Source organism: Amycolatopsis sp. cmx-4-61, from assembly GCF_046548775.1.
Taxonomy (GTDB): Bacteria; Actinomycetota; Actinomycetes; order Mycobacteriales; family Pseudonocardiaceae; genus Amycolatopsis.
The window spans coordinates 1-18652 of sequence record NZ_JAEBEI010000038.1; the positions used below are offsets into that span (position 1 = coordinate 1).

An 18652-nucleotide genomic window follows, 5' to 3' on the forward strand; every position below is an offset into this window, starting at 1 on the left:
GGAGGCCGCCATCGCCGGCTACCTGCGCTGGCGCAACCGCCACAGCCACCCCAAACGCCACTTCGCCGTCAACTCCAAGATCCGCCGACCGGATTACCTACCCAACGTTGCTTGATGCGGCACTAGCCCGTGCGGGGTCCAGGACGTTTTCCGCTGGAGGGCGTAGACCGGCCACGGATCGGCGTCGTCGGCGTAGACGGCGGTCATGTTGCGCGGGGATACGCCCCGGATGACCGGGGCCGTGTCGCCGGGCAGGACGGTGGTGTAGGACCAGCCGTATTTCAGCGTCGCCCGGTGCACTGCCTGGCGGCGCGTCAGGCGTTCTGGTTCCAGTGCGACCAGCCTAAGGGCTCGTCCGCCTGGTCGTCGCCGAGCGCGCGGTAGCCGTCCACGAACAGGTTCTGCGCCCGGAGCTGCATGAGCAGGCGGCACCAGTTCGTCCGCGACCGGTCGAGTAGTCAGCGGTACGCCCGCCACGCGGAGCGGGGCGCGAACGGCAGATCGTGGTCACCCTGGACGTAGCGGTGAATCCGGCTGTTGCGGGCTTGCTCGGGCCAGACGGCTTCGATGCGGCGCGCGATGTCTGACGCCTGTGATGGGGGGAGGGACACTCGCTCAACCGCCTCCATCAGCGGTTTTGGTTAAGCTGTTATGACCATGTTGATCGTCCAGAGGGGGACGGATGGCTATTGCGGAAACGCTCGTGACAAAGGCCATGAGCGAGAACTTGTTGCAGAAGACGGTTTACGTACTGGTCGGTCTTTGCTCGACACTGTGGATGGGCTTTGCGCTATGCGCGCAAGTCACTGCGCCGGTCACTATCGCCGAACGCGTCGGCATCTACTTGGGTTTTGACCGGGCCGCTGCGACGCTTGCGCCGGTGGCCAGCTGGTTCAGTGAGCCGCGTCACCTGCCGCTCCTCATTGGCGCGGCTGCGGTGGCTGGCGTGCTGTTCAACCTTGGCGGCGCGCGGACGGTGCCGATCCACGCGAACGCACCGGCAATAGCGTGGATCTTCTTTCTGCCAGCTGTGCAGGGTGCTGGATTGTTGACCGCGGCTAGCGTCTGCCTCGGGCTAGGTCTCGCCGCGTTAGCGCTGGCATGGACAAGGTCTAATAGTCCCTATAATCGTCAGCTCGTGCGGATCGCTGTGCAGACAAATATTCTGACGAATGTATTCTTGACGTTTTTCCCTTTGTCGGTCCTCGTTACCTGGTTCATTGTTGCGTACAACGGTGACCTACCTGCCGACGAGTCACGTGAAGACGCGCAGGCGACGGGTGCGGCGCTTCCCGCGCTTAGCTCACTCCGGGGACGCGAGGACTAAGTGATCAGCTCGGAATGAGTTTGCGCAGGCAGATGATCGAGCAAGCCAGGCTCAGAATGGCTTGATGCACGTCAGCTCGCCGCTCGGTGCGGACGCGCAGTCGTCGGAAGCCTTTGAGTCAGGCGAAGGTGCGTTCGACCGGTTATCGGACTGTGCCCAGGCGGGAGCCGTGTTCGACGCCGCGGCGGACGATGACGGGCGTGATGCCGCGGGCGCTGACCGGGCGCCGGTACTTGTCGTGGCCGTGAGGTAGGCGGAGCTTTCGACGCCGGCACCCCAGGACACCACGTCGAGCGGGCAGCTCCCGCGCTGGTTTTCGAGTGAGAACAGTGCTGGCTCGGTCATCGCGACCCTCGCCTGTGGCGCACGCCGTGACGAGCAGGTGTGGACGCCGCCCGGCCTGGCCGTCCGGGATCGCACTTCGCGTGGCCCGGCGGCGACACCAGCCGCGGTATCTCTTGCGTCGTCGGCAGGTGCGGTAGCGGGCACCGGAGGATGCCGGTGTCGTAGGCGATGGCGACGGCGTGCGCGCGGTTGCGGGCCTTCAGCTTGGCGAGGATGTTCTTGACGTGGGTACGGATGGTCTCGTGTGACCGGAACTGCTTGAGCGCGATCTGGATGTTGCTCAGGCCGCGAGCGACGTCGTCGAGGACTTCCCGTTCGGTAGCGGTCAGTGTGGCTGGCTGGGACATGCTCGGATCTCCGATGGCAGGTGGCGAGGCGAGGGGGCTGACCGGGCTGCGCGGCGCGTGCGCTGGCCCGGCCAGCCCCGAACCGGGAGCCGGCTCGCCCGGGGGTAGGCGTGCCGCTCGGGGATTCCCGGTTCATTCAGGTGGCCTCGCGCGGGGTGGTGTGCGGACGACCGCGGTCACCCAGGTCCCGCCGTGGCGCCGGTCAAGGCCCCGTGCCTGCGGCGGGACGTCGATGTGTCGAGGTGTGGCCTTGACCGGTGTCGCGGGACCTGGTCGCGTGATTGAGGACGCACAACACCGCGAGGTCACGCGTGGCCGGGAGTCACGGAATCGGGTGCGGTCTCGCGATCAGCCGTCCATGCGATGAGAGCGTCGGCGGCGGTGTGGACGGAGTCGTAGCGGGGCTGCTCGTCGTCGGGCAGGTCGGGACGGAGCACGGATCCGGTGAGGGTGCGGGGTTCGTAGCGGTCGAGCACGCCAGCGGTGACGCGACGGACGGTCCCGACGGCGCGGCCGTCGACACGCACCGTCCAGACGTGATCGAACCGGTAAGCCGCGCGGGCTGGTGCGGTGCGCGGGTGGTGCTCGGGGTAGCGGTAGGCGGCCCACCAGTTGGTGACGGAGCAGTCGATGACGTGGTCGCCGGCGTTGACGATCGCGGTGACCGCGTCACGGGCCAGCGCCGGGCCGACGAGGTCGGCCAGCATCGTGAACGCCTCCTGCGCTTCACTGATCGCGGCCAGCACCGGTGCGGCCTGTTCCCGCAGCGCTGCCGCGTTCAGGTGCCCGAGTTCGGTGTTGCGGTCGGCGTAGGCACGCTCGTCGGTGAACCCGCGGATCCAGCGAGGGGCGAGCGCGTCCAGGCAGGCGATGCATTCGTGGCAGCGGTAGATACTCGGACGCGACACCGCGATCGAGATGCCGTGACCGGTGTTCGTGCAGCCGTCGGTGCCGCACGCCATCGGTGGGATGGTGCTGGTGCTCATGGCAGAAGCCCTTTCGTGAGCCGGGACAGCGAGCGAGGGCGGGGACCGGAGAGCGCTCAGACGGCGGCGAGGACCTTCTGCAGGGTCGCGGCGGCGGTGCGGTCGTGCTTGCCCAATTCGCCAGTCATCACCCGGGTCATGTTCCGTTCGGCGCGGCCCGCACCGCGGATGACGGCCTCGTGGGTGAGGTGGGTGTTGACAGCCTGCACCACACCCCAGCCGGTGTTCTTCCACGGGCTGACCCGGCTGTCGCTGGTCCACAGCCGGGTCAGCGCCGAGCGCTTTTTGGCGGCGTTGGTGCGCCCCCGGCCCGGCTGCTCGGGGATCGGCGTGTGGGTGTCGAGGAAGGCTCTCCAGGCCCGATCGGTGACCGTGGTCTGACAAAGTTTCTTGACTTCGGCGGCGAAGTCGTCGGCGACGGTGTGCACGATCTGCAGGGCCTCACGGGCGGAGAGCAGCTGCAGGGCGCTGTTGCGCTTGTGGACGACGGCGACTTCCTGGCCGTCTTCGCGCAGTCCGATGTTCATGGTGTTGTCGCAGACGACGTTGGTGACCACGCGCTTGTAGCGGGTTTTCAGGCTGGCGTCGTGGCTGGAGCAGGCGAGCAGGTTGGGCCGGAACTCCACGCCTTCGGGGGTGGTGATGTTGTCGGGGACTTCGACGCTGACCCAGGCTTGGCGGCGTTGGCGCAGCAGGCCGGCGGAGCCGATGGCGAGGCCGTCGTCGAGCAGGGCGGCGACGTTGTCCAGCAACCAGGTGCCGTACTGGTGGATTTCGTATTCGTCGGTGTGGATGGCGAGGATGTCGCCGTTGTCGGAGGTGGTGACGCCAAGGTGGTGCTCGGCGAGGCGGAGTCCGAATCGGTCTTCGACGAACACCCGGGCCGGTTCGGCGGTCCAGCCGAACAGGCGCCGTTTGACTTCGGTGATGGGGATCGGGCCCGGGTAGTGATTCGGCTCGGCGCCTTGGTCGTCGGCGCGGTAGTGCCAGGCGTGGCCGCGTTTGTCAGTGAATCCGATGAGGACGTTGGTGTTGAGCCACTTGCTGGTTTCCTTGGACACGAGGAAAGTCTCTCTACGCGACGCTGTGCGGGCCTGGCGCCGGGGCGCGGGCTCGCGGGTGGACGGCCACGGCTCACCAGGCCGAGCGCCGGCGGTGCACGAGACAGTCCAGTACGGCGAAGTTGCTGTGCGAGCTGGTGGCTGTGCACCGCCGGCGCGGGCCTGGTTCCCTCGGTCCGACCACACCGCGACGCCGAATGCCCGACACGCCGGAACCGCCGATCCGCTGCGGGAGCGAGGGGCATGCCGAGACGTCACCCGGCCCGATCTCCCACCGTTGCGGGGGATCCCACCTGAAGACGACGTCGACGATCATCGGGTCGTTCGCCGAGTCCGAGCAGACGCAGGGCGTGTTCGATGTCCAGCTCGGTGAGGGCCGATGCGACCGCGCAGCCGGTAAACAGATCGCGCAGCGGCAGCGGGTGGGTCTGGCCGTGGCGGCGGTGTTTGAGGATCGCCACATCCCCGTGGGTGGCGCGAAAGTCCTGTTCGAGCTGGGCGTACCAGGCGAACCGGTCCGGGAAGACCTCGCGCGTGCGGCGCCAGTGGGCCTGACCGCCGCGCACGCAGAGGCCGCCGCAATTGTTGTGACTGAAGCCGAAGGTGTACAGCCGCGGCGGCTCCAGCCCGGCGTTGCGACACCAGCCCAGCAGGTCGTCTTTGGTCAGAAGGGGATGGTGCATCAGCGGGTACTCGACCCGCCACGGTCGCCACCCGGCAGTGATCGCCGGAGCCCGGCGCTGCTCGCCGGGCTCGAGCCCGACGTAGAGGACGGTGTCGGCGGGCTCGGTGTGCTCGGTCAGCCACCGCCGACAGGGCTTCTGCTTGAGCAGCTGCGAGCACGGAGCAATCCGGGCGTTGCCGAGATAGCTGCGCTGCACGAACAGTTCGAATGGTGTCCGGCCGTCGCAGACCCGGGTGATCGGGATCCCCAGCCGCGCGGAGGCATCGGCGTTGAACCGGTAGAGATCACTGTCCTCGATTGTCGTGTCGGCGAACAGCAGAGTGATCGGGTCGTCGGGGTGATCCCGGCGGATGAGTTCGGTGGCGGCCCAGGAGCCGATGCCGCCAGACCACTGGATCACGTGGTGCATGACAGGACCTCCTGCAGGGGAAGGGCGCGGCGCCCCGGACTGGTGCAACGACGCCCGGGACACCGCGGACCAGCTGAATGTCAGGGACGTCGGCTACCAGCGCGTCGCGCCGACCCGGCCGGCGATCTCGTCCAGCTCGTGCTCAACGACGTCGGCGCTGGCGTGTTGCTGGAACAGCAGCCCGACGGTGGATGCGCCCGGCGCGCCGTGGGCGTGCACCAGAGCAGAGGTGGTGAGGTGGTGGTCGCCGCGGCGCACGGCGCTGGCGGCGATCAACGTCGCCAGCCGAGCCCGAGCGTTGTGATCGGTGCTGCCGCGGTAGAGGGCCATCCACAGTTGCTCCATTCGCTGCGGGTCGAGATCGGCCGGTGGCAGCAACAAGGGTCCGTAAACGGCGTTGTCGGCCAGCGCGGTCGTGACTGCCAACGCCGCGACGTCGTCGATGAACTCGCCGCTGCCGGCCTGGAGGGTGGCGTGGGCGACGATCCGGTTGGCCTCGTCGCTGCGACGCACCAGAAACGGCACAACCCGGCGGGCGAATCGGCTGGGGCTGGCCGGCAGGGTTTCGCCGGGCTCGGCGAAGGGCAGGCCCCAGGTCGGTGTAGGGGCGTCCCCGCCGAGCTGGACGGGCCCGGCGAAGTCAAGTTCGGGACGTGGCGCGATGACGGTGCCGAGGTGGGTGGAGCGGCGGTAGTCGCGCCACGGGGCGCCGGGACGGGTGTGCGGGGCCCAGTAGCGGCCGAGGACGGTGTGCCCGGCGAGGCGCAGGTCGGCCTCGAGCGCGGCGATCGCGGCCCGCAGCGGAAGCCACTCTCGGGCGCGGTCCTCGGCGACCACGACGACGACCAGGTCCGTGTCGCGATCGGCAGGGAGGGCGGCCTGCACATGCTCGGCGATCTCGCGGGTGGTCATGCCGCGGACCCGCGTCACCGGGAACGCCGCGCCGGTCGGTGCCGTGAGGCGTCCTGAGCTGGTGCATGGGTGGGATGGCAGGACGGTGACGTGCAGGGTGTCGGCGCAGGTGTCGGGAAGGGATCCGATCAGTTCACCTGGAGTCAGGTAGGTGGTCACGGTCGGCGCTCCTCGGATCGGCCTCTGCGGCCGTGTGGGCCGGGAGAGGCGGTGGCGGCCCACGCAGGTGTGAGCCGCCACCGCCCGAGCGCGCGTCCCGGCGGCGGCCTGTGACAACCGCCCGGTCGGCAGGTCCGCGTCAGGTCGGGGCCGCCGCCGGAGCGTGCGCTAGCGTCGGCCGGCCTCAGCTGCAGGGACGGCCGTCTCCGGTTCCGTGTCCGCGTCGTCGCCTTTCTCGATGACGGCGACGACGTCATCGACGGAGGTGACCAGCCGGGCGATGCCGTCCTGGATCAGCTGGTGACACCCTGCAGATGTCACCGAGGAGACGGGACCCGGGACAGCGAGGACGGGCCGACCGAGCTTGTCGGCCAGGCGCGCGGTGTGCCGGGCGCCGCTGCGCCGCCCGGCCTCGACCACCAGAGTCGCCGTGGTGAGGGCGGCGACGAGCCTGTTGCGGTAGAGGAACCGGTGGCGCGCCGGCGGGGTGCCGGGCGGGTATTCGCTGACGACCGCACCGCCGGAGCGGACGATCCGGTCCAGCAGACCGACGTGCCCCGCCGGGTAGCCGACATCGACAGCGCAGCCCAGCACCGCGACGGTCACGCCGTCGGCCGCGAGCGCGCCTCCGTGCGCAGCGCCGTCGATGCCGTAAGCGGCGCCGGAGAACACCGGCACCCGCCGGGAGGCCAGCCCGTAGGCGAACTCGGCGGCATGGTGTTCGCCGTACTCGGTGGCGGCCCGCGCGCCCACGATCGCGATCGAGGGAGCGGCCGCCAGCTCGTCCAGCCGTACGTCGCCCTGAACCCACAGACCCACAGGGGCCCCGCCATAAGTGTCGCCGTTGGGGGCCAGAGTGCTGAGCCCGGCGAAGGCGACGGCCGGCCACTCGTCATCCTCGGGGACCACGAACCGGCCACCGAGACTGGCTGCGGTCTGCAGACTGGTATCGGCGAGCTGCCAGCGTACGTGGCGACGCGACTCGGCGAGGACATCGGCCGGTGCGGAGCACTCAGCGATGCGGTGGGCGGCATCGACGGGCCCGACGTCGGCGATGTAGCGCGCGAGGACCGGGGTGGTGGGTTCGGCGGCGTGCTGGAGGAACGCGCGGGCGCGCCGCGCGTCGGTGGAAATGGACATGAGCACTCCTTCAAGCGATGTGCGGGGGCTGGTGGTTGCGGTCAGGTCAGGTCGCGGCGGGGAATTCGCGCACGCGGATCTCGTGGCATCGGCGTTCGACGACGGTGCCGACCGGCCACACAGCCGCCAGCCGCAGCAGCTCCGTTGCGCCGTTGCCGACCTCGGCGCGCAGCTCGGGAGTATCCGCAAATCCCATGGCCACGAAGGCGGCGTGGAAGCGGGCGACGAATTCGGCTGCGGTCATGTCGGATTCGACGATCTCGGCGGTCGTGGTGGTCTGACGGCTGGTGATGCCGACGAAGCTGCGCGCGCAGCCGCAGTACGGGTTGTCCGGATCCTCGTGCGACAGGCTGGCCAGGTCGACGATCTCGGTCTCCGGGATGCTGTTGGAGTCGTTGTCCCGTTCGCCTTGGGTGCGGTGGGTGGAGACGAAGTACTTCAACACGGACTCCTCCTGAGTGGACACGCCCGGGGTGGGCTGTGGACGCGGCCTTCGCCTGCGGGCCCCGCGGGCCCGGGGCAAGCCGGCCGCAGACGGGCGGGGGTGTCCCTCGTGGACTGTGGGCTTGCCCCGGGCCGGGGGTCTGCTGCACTGAGCTGCAGCCACGCCCAGCCGGCGCTGGCATGGGGAGGACGTCGTCGGGAGCTGCGTTTCGCGCACGCTCTGACACCCAAAGTTATTACCAGAAAATTCGCCACAGTTGTGGCGAATTACTGGTTTGTGGGGCACTCTAGTTTCAGAAGGTGATCCACGGTGGTCCACAGGGAGCGGCCACAGTGGACCCTTCTGGGGATCCGTCCGCTTCACCCCCAGCGGTAGAAGGGTTCCCGGCTCGGGAGAGGGCACTGGGGAGGGCGCCTCTCCCGAGCCAAAATCTCTGTGCCCGACGTCGCCCGGCCGGCTTTACCAGCGGCCACGCCTCAGGCTGAGGTGATCGGACGGCCTGGATCGACGGTCGGGGTTTCATTGCGCACGTTGATGAGCCGTTGCCCGCACGCTCGAATGAGCCTTCTGTTCAGGCGGCCGTGAGCGCGCCCTGTAAGACGGGAGTCTTTCCATGACCACGAGTCTCTTCTGCGCGAGGCGGATCGCGGCGTCGCTGCTGACGTTCGGAGCGCTCGCGAGTGCGACGATGGCGGCCGCGGCGCCGATCCAGGCAGCGGAACTCTGGCCCGCGGTCGGCGTGGTGTCCGAGCAACCGGACGTCGGCGCGGCCGGCGAAGGTGAGGCCAACGCGGACACGCCGGCGGTCGCGCCGGATGGAACCCTCACCTGGCCGACGTCCACTTCGTCGCACGTTCGGCCGATGTCGGCTGCGACGGCTCAGGGCTGGATCGCGGTTGTCGCGACCGCGGACGGGGCGCGCATCCGGTCGCGGCCGGTGGACGGTCCGGTGCTGGGCACGATCGGCTACGGCGCCGGGTTCTGGGTCTCGTGCACGCGCGGGGCCTCCGATGGACACGCGTGGGGGTGGTCCTACCGCGGCGGCACCTACGGCTGGGTCCGCGGCGACCTGTGGGAGGTCGAGCAGCACACCGGTCCAGGCGGAGGCGGCACCCCGCAGGTTCCGCGGTGCCCGTGACGTCACACACGCTCTGATATCCGCCGGCTGTCGTGCGTGGGCGGGTCGGTCCGGCCGGTGCCAAACCCTGGCCGGGCCGACGTCCCGCCCTCACTCGATCTGGCGAACCGGCGTGCTGTGGCACATCGATCTCGCAACCACGGACTGTTCGAGCTCACCGGTTACCGAGTCTGTGGATCCAATCGCGGACGACGTGCTCGGGCACACCGAGCCGTGCGGCGATCTGGGGCCAGCGCACATAGCGAGCCCGCAGCTCCATCACCTCCCACACCCGATACGGAGCGCGTTCGCCCCGCGGTAGCAGCAGCGGGCAGTTCCGGGCGGTAGGCGGCCAAGGAAGCCAGTCCGGGTCCGGCACGCCGTCAGCTGCGGATCGTCGGTGCACTGCGGTGATGTGCTCACCGATCGTCGGCCAGCTTCCGCCCCTTATTGTCGACTTCGGCTGGTACTGGCGCGTGTTCGGGCTTGACATCTTCTTTCCTGGGTTCCTTTCTGAGTCGGCGTATCCCGGACACGAGCAACGCGCCACCCCAGCCGACATCAGCGATCACCGCTACCCACGTGGCGACGGTGCCGTAGACGGGGTTCCAGCGGGTGACGACCATGGCGATGATCGGAATGACCAGCGCTGCGACGCACGGCATTGCGATGGCGTCGCCGAGGATGCGGCCCAGAGCGGAGGATCGCGGGGACGGCATTCAACGCTCGGGCGGCAGGATGTCGAAGAACGCTGTGAGCAGAGCGGGATCGCGCCCGAGAAAGTCCCGGATCTGATACCACAGGTGCTCAGCGCGTACCCAATCGTGATGCTCGTGCCGGGGGATGTCATCGTCGTCGCGTTGGGAGAGGTGTTCCTCGATGTAGGCGTCGAAGGACTGTCGGCCGTCTCCGGCGTCGCGGGCGAGCAGGAAGATCGCCCAGTCCCAGTCGAGTTCTTCGTGTCCAGGTAGGTCGTGTAGCCACGTCAGCGAACGCTGCTGGCCGTCGCCGTCCTGTCGTTGCACCCGCAATGCCCACTCGCGACGGATGTGCCCGCCGCGCTCGAACGTCCCGAGGTGCCATGAGAGGCAACGGATGCGGTTCTGCTGGGCGAAGTCCAGGCCGAGGATCTCGTAGGTGTGGTCGTGGCCGCTCATCGGTTGTTCTCCGAAGATACCGTTGCGCCGCAGCACAAAGCATGGCGATTGCACCCCCGTTCCAGTGTTGGGACGGGATCGCCGGTGCCGATGAGATCGGATGCGACGTCCCTCGCGTATTGCCTGCGGTCCCGCCGGCGGTAGAGATTGCTCAGGTCGGTCACGCCTGACCGCACTCCGGCGTGGTCGTCACGTGTCAGAGCGAGATTGAGAATTCGCGCCCGGCCTGACTCGGCCAGTGCCCTGTCGCCGTCGTGTTCCGCACAGTCGACCGCCCGTGTCAGCAGTTCGATGATCGCTGGGGGTTCGTGGGTATCGATCAGTGCCTGCTCGCGTACTACAGCAACGGCCGTGTGCCATGCCGGGTCGGTCAGCAGGGCGGAAGTCGGCCGCGCAGGTTCGGGCACCACTATGACTTCCGCGGTCATGACCTCACGCCCTGTCGACATGGTCGATTGCTTCCCGCTCTAGCGTCTTGAACGTCGACCGGTAGCTCTGTACCAGGTTTCGCTCACTGACGAAGATGACGTTGTCGTGGTGGGGAAACGCGACAGTGAAGGTCTTGCTGTCGGTCTCGTAGATCGTGAAAGGCTCGATTTTTCGTACTGTGTCGGTGACTGGTACGAGCATGATCCTCAGCTGGGGACGATCTGACATTGTATTGATCGCGTGTAGCTGTGAATCGGGTGCTGGCGCCAACGCTGCTTCGCTCAACAGCACAGTCCTGCGTCGTGGCTGTCTACGGTCCAGCTGCCGGGCTTGTCGGAGGAAGAGTTCTACGTCAACGTCGTCAGGTGGTGTCTGGTCACGCTGCAGAATCGCGCGGGCGTACTCCACGGTTTGCAACGGTTCTGGGACGGTGTGTGGTGCCCATTCCCAGACGTGAATGGCAAGTTCGTCGAGGTTTTGCTGCAGACTGATGTTTGGGCTGGGGGTTTCGATGAGAGTCGGGGAGTCGAGTTGGTGCCAGAGCCGCATGACGCGTTGGCGTTCAGCGGGGCTGACTCGGAGAAATCCGAGCAGGTGCGCCACCTCGTCGATCGCCGGCGCCCGCTTTCCGGTTTCCCAGTTCGACAAGGTCTGAGCCGAGACTCCCAGCTCGTCTGCGAACCTGCGCAGGCCTAGCCCTCGGTCTGTTCTGACCGCCCGGAGAGAGCTACTGAATGCGAGCAGTGCCGGGAGTGATTTAGGTGTGGTCATGTAGTCTCTCGTTCTAGGTGGCGGAGGCGTCGGGCGAAGGTTCGCCGGTTCGTGTTCTTTCTGTGCGGCCGGCGGGGTTCCGGTCTGCAGGTGATCTGAACGGTCACCGGGGCTATGCAGGCGGATCGGTCATCGTGCGGAAGAGAGGTTCATCCAGGGACTCCTCGCGTCGTTCCGGATCAGAGCTGGTCATGTAGTGCGATGGCGGCGGCGAGATCGCCTGCCGCGCCGGGGCCGGCGTGGTTGAGCCGGGTGATGAGGTTCTGGGTGAGGCGGCGGGTGATCGTGGTTTCGCTGAGTGCGTAGCGGGCGCGGGCGGCGGCCAGGTCGAGTCCGGTGCGGTAGCGCGGGGCCGCGGCGTTGCCCAGCAGGGTGTGCGCGCGACCGATGGCCGACAGTGCGTTGGACGATTGTCGGTCCGCGGTGAGCGCGTCGGCGACGTAGGTCAGTGCTCGCGCCGCCCCTAGGCGGTGTTTCGCGCGGATCAGTGCGCTGATCGAGGCGTCAAGGTAGCGGAGGGCGTCGGCGGTGTGGCCGAGGGCCAAGTGGGCCTGGCCGATGCGGCGGTGAGTGAGAGCGTGTCCGTGGTCGTCGACCACGCTGCGGTAGTGGCGAAGGGCAGCGGTGAGCTCCCGGAGCGCCTCCTGCGGGTCGCCGGCAGCGAGATGGACGCGACCGTTGTGGGAGTGGGCCAACGCGAGAATGTCCGGCTCGGCGATGTCTCGGGCGAGGGCGACGGCGTCGGCTGCGGCCTCGAGCGCGTCGGTGATGTCTCGCAGGTCGGCCAGGGCGGAGGCTTCGCGGGCGCGGAACACCGCAGCGATCGGGTGTCGGGCCTGGTAAGTGAGGGCATAGCCGGTGCGCTGGGCGCGAGCGAGGTCGCCGTGGTGGTAGGTGGTGCGGGCCAGGTGCCAGATGGCTTCGGCCAGCTCGACAGCGACGTCGCCGCGGCCGTGATCCACAGCGGCGGTGAGGACGTTGCTCAGGACACGGTGTTCCCAGGTGTACCAGCGCAGCGCCCAGTGCCCGTCCACGTGGTCGTGGGGCAGAGCCTCATGCGCTGCGGAGGAGCTCAACCGAAACGCTTCGGGGGCCACGAGCGGGACCGCGGTGCAGGCGGTGGCGGCGTACCAGTCGATCAGGCGGCTGTTCTGGCCGGATCGCGTCCGGTCGGGCACCCGGGCGCGTTGTTGGCTGGCGTGCTGGCGAGCCCAGGGGCCGAGGGCGTACCGGTCGCCGGGCGGGAGCAGGTCGAGCAGGCGTGCGGCGTGCAGCCGCTGCAGCGCCGCGGCCGCGTCCAGCTCGCTGATCTCGAAGGCCGCGGCAATCGGGAGCGCGGTGGTGTCGGGGCCGGGGTGGTCGGCGAGCAGCTCGTAGGCCCGCTGGCACACGGCAGGAAGGTGTTCGTACGGGATGCTCACCCGCGCCACCGAAGGCCGGCGCGCAGCCGCGCGCATCGTGGAGACGGCGCGCAGCCGCGCGGAGAGCCGAGGCGGGTCATCCGGCCCGCCCGGGTGAACACTCGATGGCCGTGCGCGGGGCGGGAAAGAGCTCTGCCGCCGGCCAGAGAGCGACCATGACGGCGTCGCAGTGGCACGTCCGCGCGCGCAGCTGTCGCAGGCTGCGCCCACAGCAGGACGCAGCAGCCAAGCCCGCCCATCACGCCGCCGACGACTAGGTCGGTCCGGCGTCGCGGTGTTCTCGGGTGCCATCCATCGGCGGTCATCGGCAACTTCCCGTCGCCGGGGAGCCGGAAGCGGCGGGTCGGCCAGTGAGCTGATCGGTGGAGGCTGCCGTGTCCAGGTGTGCTGCCTGCCGGTAGAGACCGGCCGTGATCTGGCCGGTGGTGTGCGCCCATGACCGCAGGTGTCCGGCGAGCGTTCCCGGAGCCAGCTGTGCCGGCGGATTCTCGGCCACCTGCCTCTCCATCAGGGCAAGCGTGATCCGCAGCTGCCGGAGGACCTCGTCGATCCCATCGGCCGTCCCGGCCGCGGGAAGAGCGGCGTCGTGCCGACGCAGGTAGAGCTGGGCCCCGACCGCCAGCGCTTGAAACGCCGCGTGCTCGTAGGCGGCGACCGCTTCCTCAGCGGTGGCGGCCTCGACAATGCCCAGGGCAGCGACGCCACAGGGGCAGCCGATACTCGAGGTCACCGGCCCCACCTCCGTCCGCTGACGTCGATGGCCCGCTCAGTGGCTGGGCGTTGCGCGCGGGTGGAACTGCGCGGGTCACGTTGGCCGAGCAGGGCGGTGCGCATGACGGGGCTGGTCGCTTCCTGGTCCAGCGCAGCCGACATGACGGAGACTGTCGTGGTGTGCGGGAGGTCGCCGAGCAGCTGATCGGCCGCGAGCCGGTTCTCGACTGCGAGCGGAATGCTGGCCTCGGCGAAGCGCGCGCCGAGGGAGGACGCACCGACGTGGTCCTGATCGTCAGGTCCGTCCGTGATGAGCTGGGTAATCGCCGCGCGGCTGCCGGAGGGTGCGCTGTCGAGGAGCGCGAGGATGGTGACGAGGCGGATTCCGGCTGGCCGGAGTAGCCCGGTGGCGAGGATGCCGAGCGGCGCGCCGGCGGTGAGCAGGTGCGTGACCGCGGGTGTCAGTGCGAGGTCGTGGTGGCGGTCGGAGGAAAGGCAGAGGACGTGGGCGCGGCCGGCAGCGGCGCCGTGGTCGATGTGGTCGTGCAAGTGCTGGGTGACCGGGTCGTGTTCGATCACCACGATCCGCGCGCCGGCGTTGTGCAGGTCGGTCAGCGTGGACGAGTGAGCCCAGATGGGCAGGCCGCCGGTACCCAGGACGAGGAAGTGGCGTAGCCCGTGATCGAGCATGACCGCTGCGGCGCGGCGATCCCAGCTGGCTGCCGCGAGCGCCAGCCGGGGCAGCTGCGGGTAGTCGGCGAGGAGCTGGTCGGCGAAGAGCCGGTCGACGGTGGTGTTGAGGTGGCCGTCGAGCAGGTAGTCGGCGACAGCGTCCCGGCGGGGACTTTCGATGTCGACGTGGACGCGTGTGCCATCGTGCGCGCGCGGGTGAACGGGTGTAGCTGCGGTTCGTGGTGGCATGTCGAGTGACTTTCGAGGCTGGTCGGGCACGCAGCGCTGGCGGGCCGTCCGTCGACCCCGGGGTGGGCGCAGCATCGGATCTGCCGCGCCCACCCCAGGAACAGGTGTTGCGTGGGTCAGCCGACGGGTGTGGCCGGCGCGGTGTGGGTGGTGGCGCCTGGGGCGCCGGGCAGCAACGTGCGGATCTGCTGGGTCATCCACCACCGGTAGGTGCTGAAGTCGGTGTAGATGGCCGCGCTGCCGCAGAACTCGGCGATGGTGCGGGAGGCCGCGCCGAGCAGGTACCAGTCGCCGCCGTGGCGTTGCAGAAGCCCGGAGCCGGAGTCGCCGTTGCAGACGCCGCCGCCGGTCGGCGGGACCCCGGCGCACAGCTCGCCGGTGCCGATGCCGCCGGGGGCGCACCTGGCCGCGCGCAGGAGCGGGACGTCGAGCTGGCTGAGCTGGGCCGGTGCGGGGCTGGTCCAGGCGGCCGGGTCGGTGGTGATGCCCCAGCCGATCGCCCGCGCGGGGGCCCACAGCCACGCGGGGGCTATCCGGGCCGGGCGGACGCCGTCGACGTGGCCGGCGAACCGGATGAGGGAGACGTCCCAGAGCCTGCCATCCTTGTCGGCCTTGCCCCAGGCCCAGCCTGCCGGGACCACGAGCTTGCTGCCGGCGCGGACAACGCCGCCCTGCAGCCGGTTGGGCGAGCCGAATCGCGCGTGGTAGATCGCGGGATCGCTGCGGTCGATGGTGGAGTCGCGCAGGTCGGTCCGGAAGCTGGTGAAGATCTTCTTCTCGGCCGGGCTCATCCGCGCTTGCTCGGCCGGGTCGGGCGGGTTGCTCAGGCAGTGGCTGGCCGTGGCCGCCACCGCGGCCGGCTGGCCGGTTTCGTCGTACCCCTGCTCCAGGAGGGTGAACCCGCACGAATGCCAGTTGGGATCGTCGTGGTCAAGCAGCTGCAGGGATCCGGCGCCGGCGTAGGCGACCGGGGCGGGATCGCCGCCAACGATCCGCGGCGATGCCATCGCGGTGGACGGTGCGGGTGGCGGTGTGCCGGTGTCGGCGGTCGCGGCGGAGACGCCGAACAGCATCGGCAGCAGGGCAAGCGCTGCTGCAGCTGTTGCTCTGAGACGCACGGGTGGAATGTCCCTTCTCGACAACGAATTCGGCGCAGCTTGGGCGCGCCTAGTGTGGTGTGGGTGCCTGGCCGTGCTCGGGGGGCCGTGAGCACGGCCAGGCACCGGTGGTCACCCACGATCGGGGAGGCCGGTTGCTTGACCTGTGATCGCGGGCGAGGTGACCGGCCACCCCGGTAGCCGGTCGAATCCGGGCAACCGGTGTCCTCGCGCAGGTTTCTCGTTTCGTGCGAGGACACCGGCCCCGGTTTCCTGACTGTCCGCGACATCGGGGCACGGACGGTCAGGAAGTCAGGAGGGTGGCGGCCGCCACGGGGGTTCCGGCAGGTCGCGGTCCGGTTCGGGTTTCTGGGTGAGGACCGCGGCGGTGAAGTTCCCGCACACCGGCGTGTCCGTGGGCGGCCCGTCGGGAAACCACGCGAACGCGGGGCCGATCCCAGGCGGCAACAGGGTGGTGCCGCGGATCATCGCTTCGATCTGGGCTCTGGTGGCGAGACTTCCGGTGCCGGGGCCACGGCGCTGGAGCGCAGCTTCGAACTCGAGTGCCTGGACGGCGAGGTCGGGATGCTCGGGCTGCAGCAGGTGCGTCATGGCCAGGAACGCATTGGCGGGCAGCCGGGCGAGGTGATCTTGTACGACCTGCGCTGCTTCGGCGCGGCTGCCGCCGTGGAAGGACATCACGCCGCCCAGCAGGAGCGCCACGTGGTCGTGATCGCGCGAGACCAGGCCGGGAGCTTCTCCGGCGGTGTTGTAGAGCGTGGCCCACATCGCGTGGGGATTCCAGGGATCGGCATCGACGACGTGGACGCCGTTGTCCTCGTCGGCGAGGGTGCGCAGGTGCGCCAGGACCAGGGGGTCGTGTTCGACGTAGATCACGCTCGCACGAGTGGTGTTCTGCTCCCGGGTTCGGTTGCTTGCCTCGCTGCGGCGGACGACCGAGTGCAGGTCGTGTTCGAAGTCGATGTTGGGCAGTCCCGCGCCGGCGACCACGATGGCGCTGACGCCTTGCCGGGCCACGAGGTAAGCGGCAGCGCGATCCAGGAACGAGCGCTCGGATCGGAACACGAAGCCGGCGTCCGATACTTGGGCTTCGAGCAGGAGCGCAGCGTCACGTTCGTTGATGTGGGCAAATTTGACGCAGCGGGCATCGCGGTTGTCGCTGTTTTTGGCTTGGCGGAAGGCATCGAGTAGGAAGGCGAGGTTAATGCGGTCCGGATTCGTCCCGGCTGGACTTTGCCACCACGGCTTCCCCGCGGTGGCGGTTGGGTGGCTCGGGGTGGCGTGTGTCGTTTCTGTTGGCGTCATGGGTGTACCGGTGCCTCGGTGGACAGCAGGATGGTGAAGTGCGCGATGCTGAGGCGACATCGATCCGCCAGCCGCGCGAGGTCGACAGGCCCCAGCCCTCGAAACGGGGGGCCATCAGCGCGGAGCTCGTCTTGTGCCCAGCGAGCCGCGGGACGGAGTGCGTCGAGCTGGGTGGCGGCCAGGACAGCGAGATCGACGGCCAGGTCGGGGTCCCAGGCGATGCGGCGTTCAGCTCGTGCCAGCAGCTCCGATGGCCGCAGCTGGTAGAGCAGGCCGGCGTCGCCGAGCTGGCGCAGGGACATCGAGCGGCTGGCCTTCTCCCACGTGGCGAGTGTTCGCGCCTTCACCTGGCTGTTGGACCATGCGGCGAGAGCAGGACGGGACCATCCGCGGTCTTCTCGTTGCTGCTGTAGTTCCGCGCCCACGGCGTGGGCGAGCTCGCCGGTGTCGGTCGTGGTCATCAGGGTTATCCAAAGCTTCCTGGAGCGGGTGGATGGTGTGCGGGGAGTCGGGATCGCGCATCGGCCAGTGCCGTATCCGGGCCGTGGGTGTGCGGGAGTCGAGGTAGTCGTGCAGCGGCCGCGCGCGCACGGTGGTCCACCAATAGGTCTCGGGTCTCGCGCCGTTGGTTACTGGCATGGTGGCTCCGCGGTTGCTGGAGAGTTGGTCGCATCGTCGGGCGGGTCGGTGCCTGCGTTGTCTTCGCTGCATCGAGGTCTCTCGCACGTCACGGCGGCTGAGGTGTCGCGGTAGCGGGGCCGGCGAGATTGAGCGGCACAGACGGTGTCGCGTAGAGAATCCGCTGACGCGCATGCAGGCGCGAGCACACCGGTGGAATCGAACGTCGCGCCGTCGACGCGGTGGATCCGCGGATGGTTGGTGGACGGCGACCGCAGAACGGTCGCGGCCGGCCGAATGGCTGAGGACGCCGTCATGCCGCAGCCCCGCGCTTCCATCGGCAATCACCCTTCAAAGCGGGATGGTGTCGCAGTCGCTTAGCCGTGCTCGGCGTGGCTCGCTTCTTCTTCGGGCTGGCTGGTGGACTCCCACCTGGACCGGTGCCCCCGTGATCGGTGTGCACCCTGCTGCGGTCGGTCATGCGGGTTCACCATCCGACCGTTCGCCCTCGTCCTTGTTGTCGATGGCGTCGTCGTGACCGTCGCCGAGTGGGTTGATCTTGGCGATGCCCGACGGCGACAAGTCAGCCGCAAGTCGGTACAGCCGCCCGGTGACCTGTGCGCAATCCTCGGCCAACGCCTCGATTTCCATCGCCACCGAGTCAGCACCCGCGGAGCCTCCCGCAACTTGCTCGGCAAGGCCGAGAGTGGTCCGCAGCTCCTGGACCACTTCTGCCGCGACCTCCCGCGGGTCGTCGGTCGGCTGCTCATGACGAGCGCAGGCGTGGATGAGGACCTGTGCTCCGACCCCGATCAGGTCGTAGCCGAGTTGCCGGTAGGACGTCCAGTCATGACGGTCACGCTCGGCATAAGCGAGTCGTAGCAACGCATCGGTGTAGGCATCGGTGATCAAGCCGAGCAGCTTCATCGGCGGCGTGCCGGGGTGATCCAGCAATCGTTCGGAGTCTGTCATCAGTGTGTTCCGGTGACCTGGTCAGCGAGGCGGCGAGGTGCGCAGTTGTACGGGCGAGACCGATGACGGCGGGGTGGAGCCTGCTGATGCGAGTACATCTGCGGAGTCGACGGAGACGAGATTGACGCGGCATATTCGCGGTTGGCCTCGTGGCAGCACGATGTTGTGGTTGAGGTGTCTTGCATGATGATCACGTTTCAGGTTCGTGGATGAACACGTTGGATGCGCCTCGACCGCCCGGAGGTTGGAAGCCGCGTTCGGTCGAGGCGCGCAGACCGGACGGGAGGGAGGTACGC

21 protein-coding genes are annotated in these 18652 nt (G+C 68.9%); 2 read left to right on the forward strand and 19 right to left on the reverse strand.

The window, feature by feature from the left end; all coding sequences use genetic code 11:
• Window positions 1-682 precede the first annotated feature (682 nt).
• Window positions 683-1327: a hypothetical protein gene (locus tag ACLJOU_RS46010; RefSeq protein WP_410575616.1), complete on the forward strand. Its 645-nt coding sequence runs from the start codon at window positions 683-685 to the stop codon at window positions 1325-1327.
• 341 nt (window positions 1328-1668) lie between these two features.
• Here the strand turns inward: ACLJOU_RS46010 and ACLJOU_RS46015 are convergent, their stop codons facing one another.
• From ACLJOU_RS46015 to ACLJOU_RS46045, 7 genes are all read right to left on the reverse strand, one after another.
• Window positions 1669-2019: a response regulator transcription factor gene (locus ACLJOU_RS46015; RefSeq protein WP_410575617.1), complete on the reverse strand. Its 351-nt coding sequence runs from the start codon at window positions 2017-2019 to the stop codon at window positions 1669-1671.
• 305 nt (window positions 2020-2324) lie between these two features.
• Window positions 2325-3005, reverse strand: coding sequence for a hypothetical protein (locus ACLJOU_RS46020; RefSeq protein ID WP_410575618.1), 681 nt, complete (start codon window positions 3003-3005; stop codon window positions 2325-2327).
• A gap of 56 nt (window positions 3006-3061) precedes the next feature.
• Window positions 3062-4066 carry a DUF932 domain-containing protein gene (locus ACLJOU_RS46025; RefSeq protein WP_410575619.1) on the reverse strand — a complete coding sequence of 335 codons (1005 nt, stop codon included), beginning with the start codon at window positions 4064-4066 and terminating at the stop codon, window positions 3062-3064.
• Window positions 4067-4320: 254 nt separating this feature from the next.
• A complete protein-coding gene (locus tag ACLJOU_RS46030) occupies window positions 4321-5160 on the reverse strand; it encodes a phosphoadenosine phosphosulfate reductase family protein (RefSeq protein ID WP_410575620.1) in 840 nt (279 codons plus the stop codon).
• A gap of 93 nt (window positions 5161-5253) precedes the next feature.
• On the reverse strand, window positions 5254-6231 hold the full coding sequence (locus ACLJOU_RS46035) for a DUF4192 family protein (protein WP_410575621.1): 978 nt from the start codon (window positions 6229-6231) through the stop codon (window positions 5254-5256).
• Window positions 6232-6399: 168 nt separating this feature from the next.
• Window positions 6400-7371, reverse strand: coding sequence for a DNA-processing protein DprA (dprA, locus tag ACLJOU_RS46040; protein ID WP_410575622.1), 972 nt, complete (start codon window positions 7369-7371; stop codon window positions 6400-6402).
• Window positions 7372-7417: 46 nt separating this feature from the next.
• Window positions 7418-7816, reverse strand: a complete 399-nt coding sequence (locus ACLJOU_RS46045) for a hypothetical protein (RefSeq protein WP_410575623.1) — start codon at window positions 7814-7816, stop codon at window positions 7418-7420.
• Between the two features lie 613 nt (window positions 7817-8429).
• On the opposite strand from ACLJOU_RS46045, the gene ACLJOU_RS46050 reads away from it, so the two are divergent.
• Window positions 8430-8954 (forward strand): hypothetical protein, encoded by a 525-nt coding sequence (locus ACLJOU_RS46050; RefSeq protein ID WP_410575624.1) that lies wholly within the window; start codon window positions 8430-8432, stop codon window positions 8952-8954.
• A 154-nt stretch (window positions 8955-9108) separates the two neighbouring features.
• Here ACLJOU_RS46050 and ACLJOU_RS46055 read toward each other — a convergent pair whose 3' ends face one another.
• From ACLJOU_RS46055 to ACLJOU_RS46110, 12 genes are all read right to left on the reverse strand, one after another.
• A complete protein-coding gene (locus tag ACLJOU_RS46055; protein ID WP_410575625.1) occupies window positions 9109-9426 on the reverse strand; it encodes a helix-turn-helix domain-containing protein in 318 nt (105 codons plus the stop codon).
• Window positions 9353-9652, reverse strand: a complete 300-nt coding sequence (locus ACLJOU_RS46060; protein ID WP_410575655.1) for a hypothetical protein — start codon at window positions 9650-9652, stop codon at window positions 9353-9355. Before ACLJOU_RS46060 ends, ACLJOU_RS46055 begins: the two co-directional genes overlap by 74 nt.
• Entirely contained in the window at window positions 9653-10090 is a 438-nt protein-coding gene (locus ACLJOU_RS46065; protein WP_410575626.1) for a hypothetical protein, read from the reverse strand.
• Window positions 10087-10518, reverse strand: coding sequence for a hypothetical protein (locus ACLJOU_RS46070; protein ID WP_410575627.1), 432 nt, complete (start codon window positions 10516-10518; stop codon window positions 10087-10089). Before ACLJOU_RS46070 ends, ACLJOU_RS46065 begins: the two co-directional genes overlap by 4 nt.
• A gap of 4 nt (window positions 10519-10522) precedes the next feature.
• The gene (locus ACLJOU_RS46075; protein ID WP_410575628.1) at window positions 10523-11290 is read right to left on the reverse strand and encodes a Scr1 family TA system antitoxin-like transcriptional regulator; all 768 of its coding nucleotides are present in this window, start codon (window positions 11288-11290) and stop codon (window positions 10523-10525) included.
• A 179-nt stretch (window positions 11291-11469) separates the two neighbouring features.
• Window positions 11470-12711, reverse strand: a complete 1242-nt coding sequence (locus ACLJOU_RS46080) for a tetratricopeptide repeat protein (protein WP_410575629.1) — start codon at window positions 12709-12711, stop codon at window positions 11470-11472.
• A gap of 301 nt (window positions 12712-13012) precedes the next feature.
• Window positions 13013-13441 carry a hypothetical protein gene (locus tag ACLJOU_RS46085; RefSeq protein WP_410575630.1) on the reverse strand — a complete coding sequence of 143 codons (429 nt, stop codon included), beginning with the start codon at window positions 13439-13441 and terminating at the stop codon, window positions 13013-13015.
• Window positions 13438-14373 (reverse strand): SAM-dependent methyltransferase, encoded by a 936-nt coding sequence (locus ACLJOU_RS46090; protein ID WP_410575631.1) that lies wholly within the window; start codon window positions 14371-14373, stop codon window positions 13438-13440. The genes ACLJOU_RS46085 and ACLJOU_RS46090 overlap by 4 nt, the downstream gene beginning before the upstream one ends.
• A gap of 86 nt (window positions 14374-14459) precedes the next feature.
• The gene (locus tag ACLJOU_RS46095) at window positions 14460-15461 is read right to left on the reverse strand and encodes a S1 family peptidase (protein WP_410575632.1); all 1002 of its coding nucleotides are present in this window, start codon (window positions 15459-15461) and stop codon (window positions 14460-14462) included.
• A gap of 291 nt (window positions 15462-15752) precedes the next feature.
• Complete coding sequence (locus ACLJOU_RS46100; protein WP_410575633.1) at window positions 15753-16766, reverse strand: SAM-dependent methyltransferase; 1014 nt, start codon at window positions 16764-16766, stop codon at window positions 15753-15755.
• Window positions 16763-17227 carry a hypothetical protein gene (locus ACLJOU_RS46105; RefSeq protein ID WP_410575634.1) on the reverse strand — a complete coding sequence of 155 codons (465 nt, stop codon included), beginning with the start codon at window positions 17225-17227 and terminating at the stop codon, window positions 16763-16765. The genes ACLJOU_RS46100 and ACLJOU_RS46105 overlap by 4 nt, the downstream gene beginning before the upstream one ends.
• A 634-nt stretch (window positions 17228-17861) precedes the next feature.
• Window positions 17862-18356 carry a hypothetical protein gene (locus ACLJOU_RS46110; protein ID WP_410575635.1) on the reverse strand — a complete coding sequence of 165 codons (495 nt, stop codon included), beginning with the start codon at window positions 18354-18356 and terminating at the stop codon, window positions 17862-17864.
• Window positions 18357-18652: the final 296 nt, after the last annotated feature.

What these genes read in the sequence shown, in the direction of transcription:
- ACLJOU_RS46020 (WP_410575618.1), bottom strand. Translation starts at nt 3,005, where the DNA reads ATGAGCACCAGCACCATCCCACCGATGGCGTGCGGCACCGACGGCTGC.
- ACLJOU_RS46075 (WP_410575628.1), bottom strand. Translation starts at nt 11,290, where the DNA reads ATGACCACACCTAAATCACTCCCGGCACTGCTCGCATTCAGTAGCTCT.
- ACLJOU_RS46105 (WP_410575634.1), bottom strand. Translation starts at nt 17,227, where the DNA reads ATGACCACGACCGACACCGGCGAGCTCGCCCACGCCGTGGGCGCGGAA.
- ACLJOU_RS46065 (WP_410575626.1), bottom strand. Translation starts at nt 10,090, where the DNA reads ATGAGCGGCCACGACCACACCTACGAGATCCTCGGCCTGGACTTCGCC.
- ACLJOU_RS46070 (WP_410575627.1), bottom strand. Translation starts at nt 10,518, where the DNA reads ATGACCGCGGAAGTCATAGTGGTGCCCGAACCTGCGCGGCCGACTTCC.
- ACLJOU_RS46030 (WP_410575620.1), bottom strand. Translation starts at nt 5,160, where the DNA reads ATGCACCACGTGATCCAGTGGTCTGGCGGCATCGGCTCCTGGGCCGCC.
- ACLJOU_RS46010 (WP_410575616.1), top strand. Translation starts at nt 683, where the DNA reads ATGGCTATTGCGGAAACGCTCGTGACAAAGGCCATGAGCGAGAACTTG.
- dprA (WP_410575622.1), bottom strand. Translation starts at nt 7,371, where the DNA reads ATGTCCATTTCCACCGACGCGCGGCGCGCCCGCGCGTTCCTCCAGCAC.
- ACLJOU_RS46055 (WP_410575625.1), bottom strand. Translation starts at nt 9,426, where the DNA reads ATGTCAAGCCCGAACACGCGCCAGTACCAGCCGAAGTCGACAATAAGG.
- ACLJOU_RS46100 (WP_410575633.1), bottom strand. Translation starts at nt 16,766, where the DNA reads ATGACGCCAACAGAAACGACACACGCCACCCCGAGCCACCCAACCGCC.
- ACLJOU_RS46060 (WP_410575655.1), bottom strand. Translation starts at nt 9,652, where the DNA reads ATGCCGTCCCCGCGATCCTCCGCTCTGGGCCGCATCCTCGGCGACGCC.
- ACLJOU_RS46015 (WP_410575617.1), bottom strand. Translation starts at nt 2,019, where the DNA reads ATGTCCCAGCCAGCCACACTGACCGCTACCGAACGGGAAGTCCTCGAC.
- ACLJOU_RS46050 (WP_410575624.1), top strand. Translation starts at nt 8,430, where the DNA reads ATGACCACGAGTCTCTTCTGCGCGAGGCGGATCGCGGCGTCGCTGCTG.
- ACLJOU_RS46110 (WP_410575635.1), bottom strand. Translation starts at nt 18,356, where the DNA reads ATGACAGACTCCGAACGATTGCTGGATCACCCCGGCACGCCGCCGATG.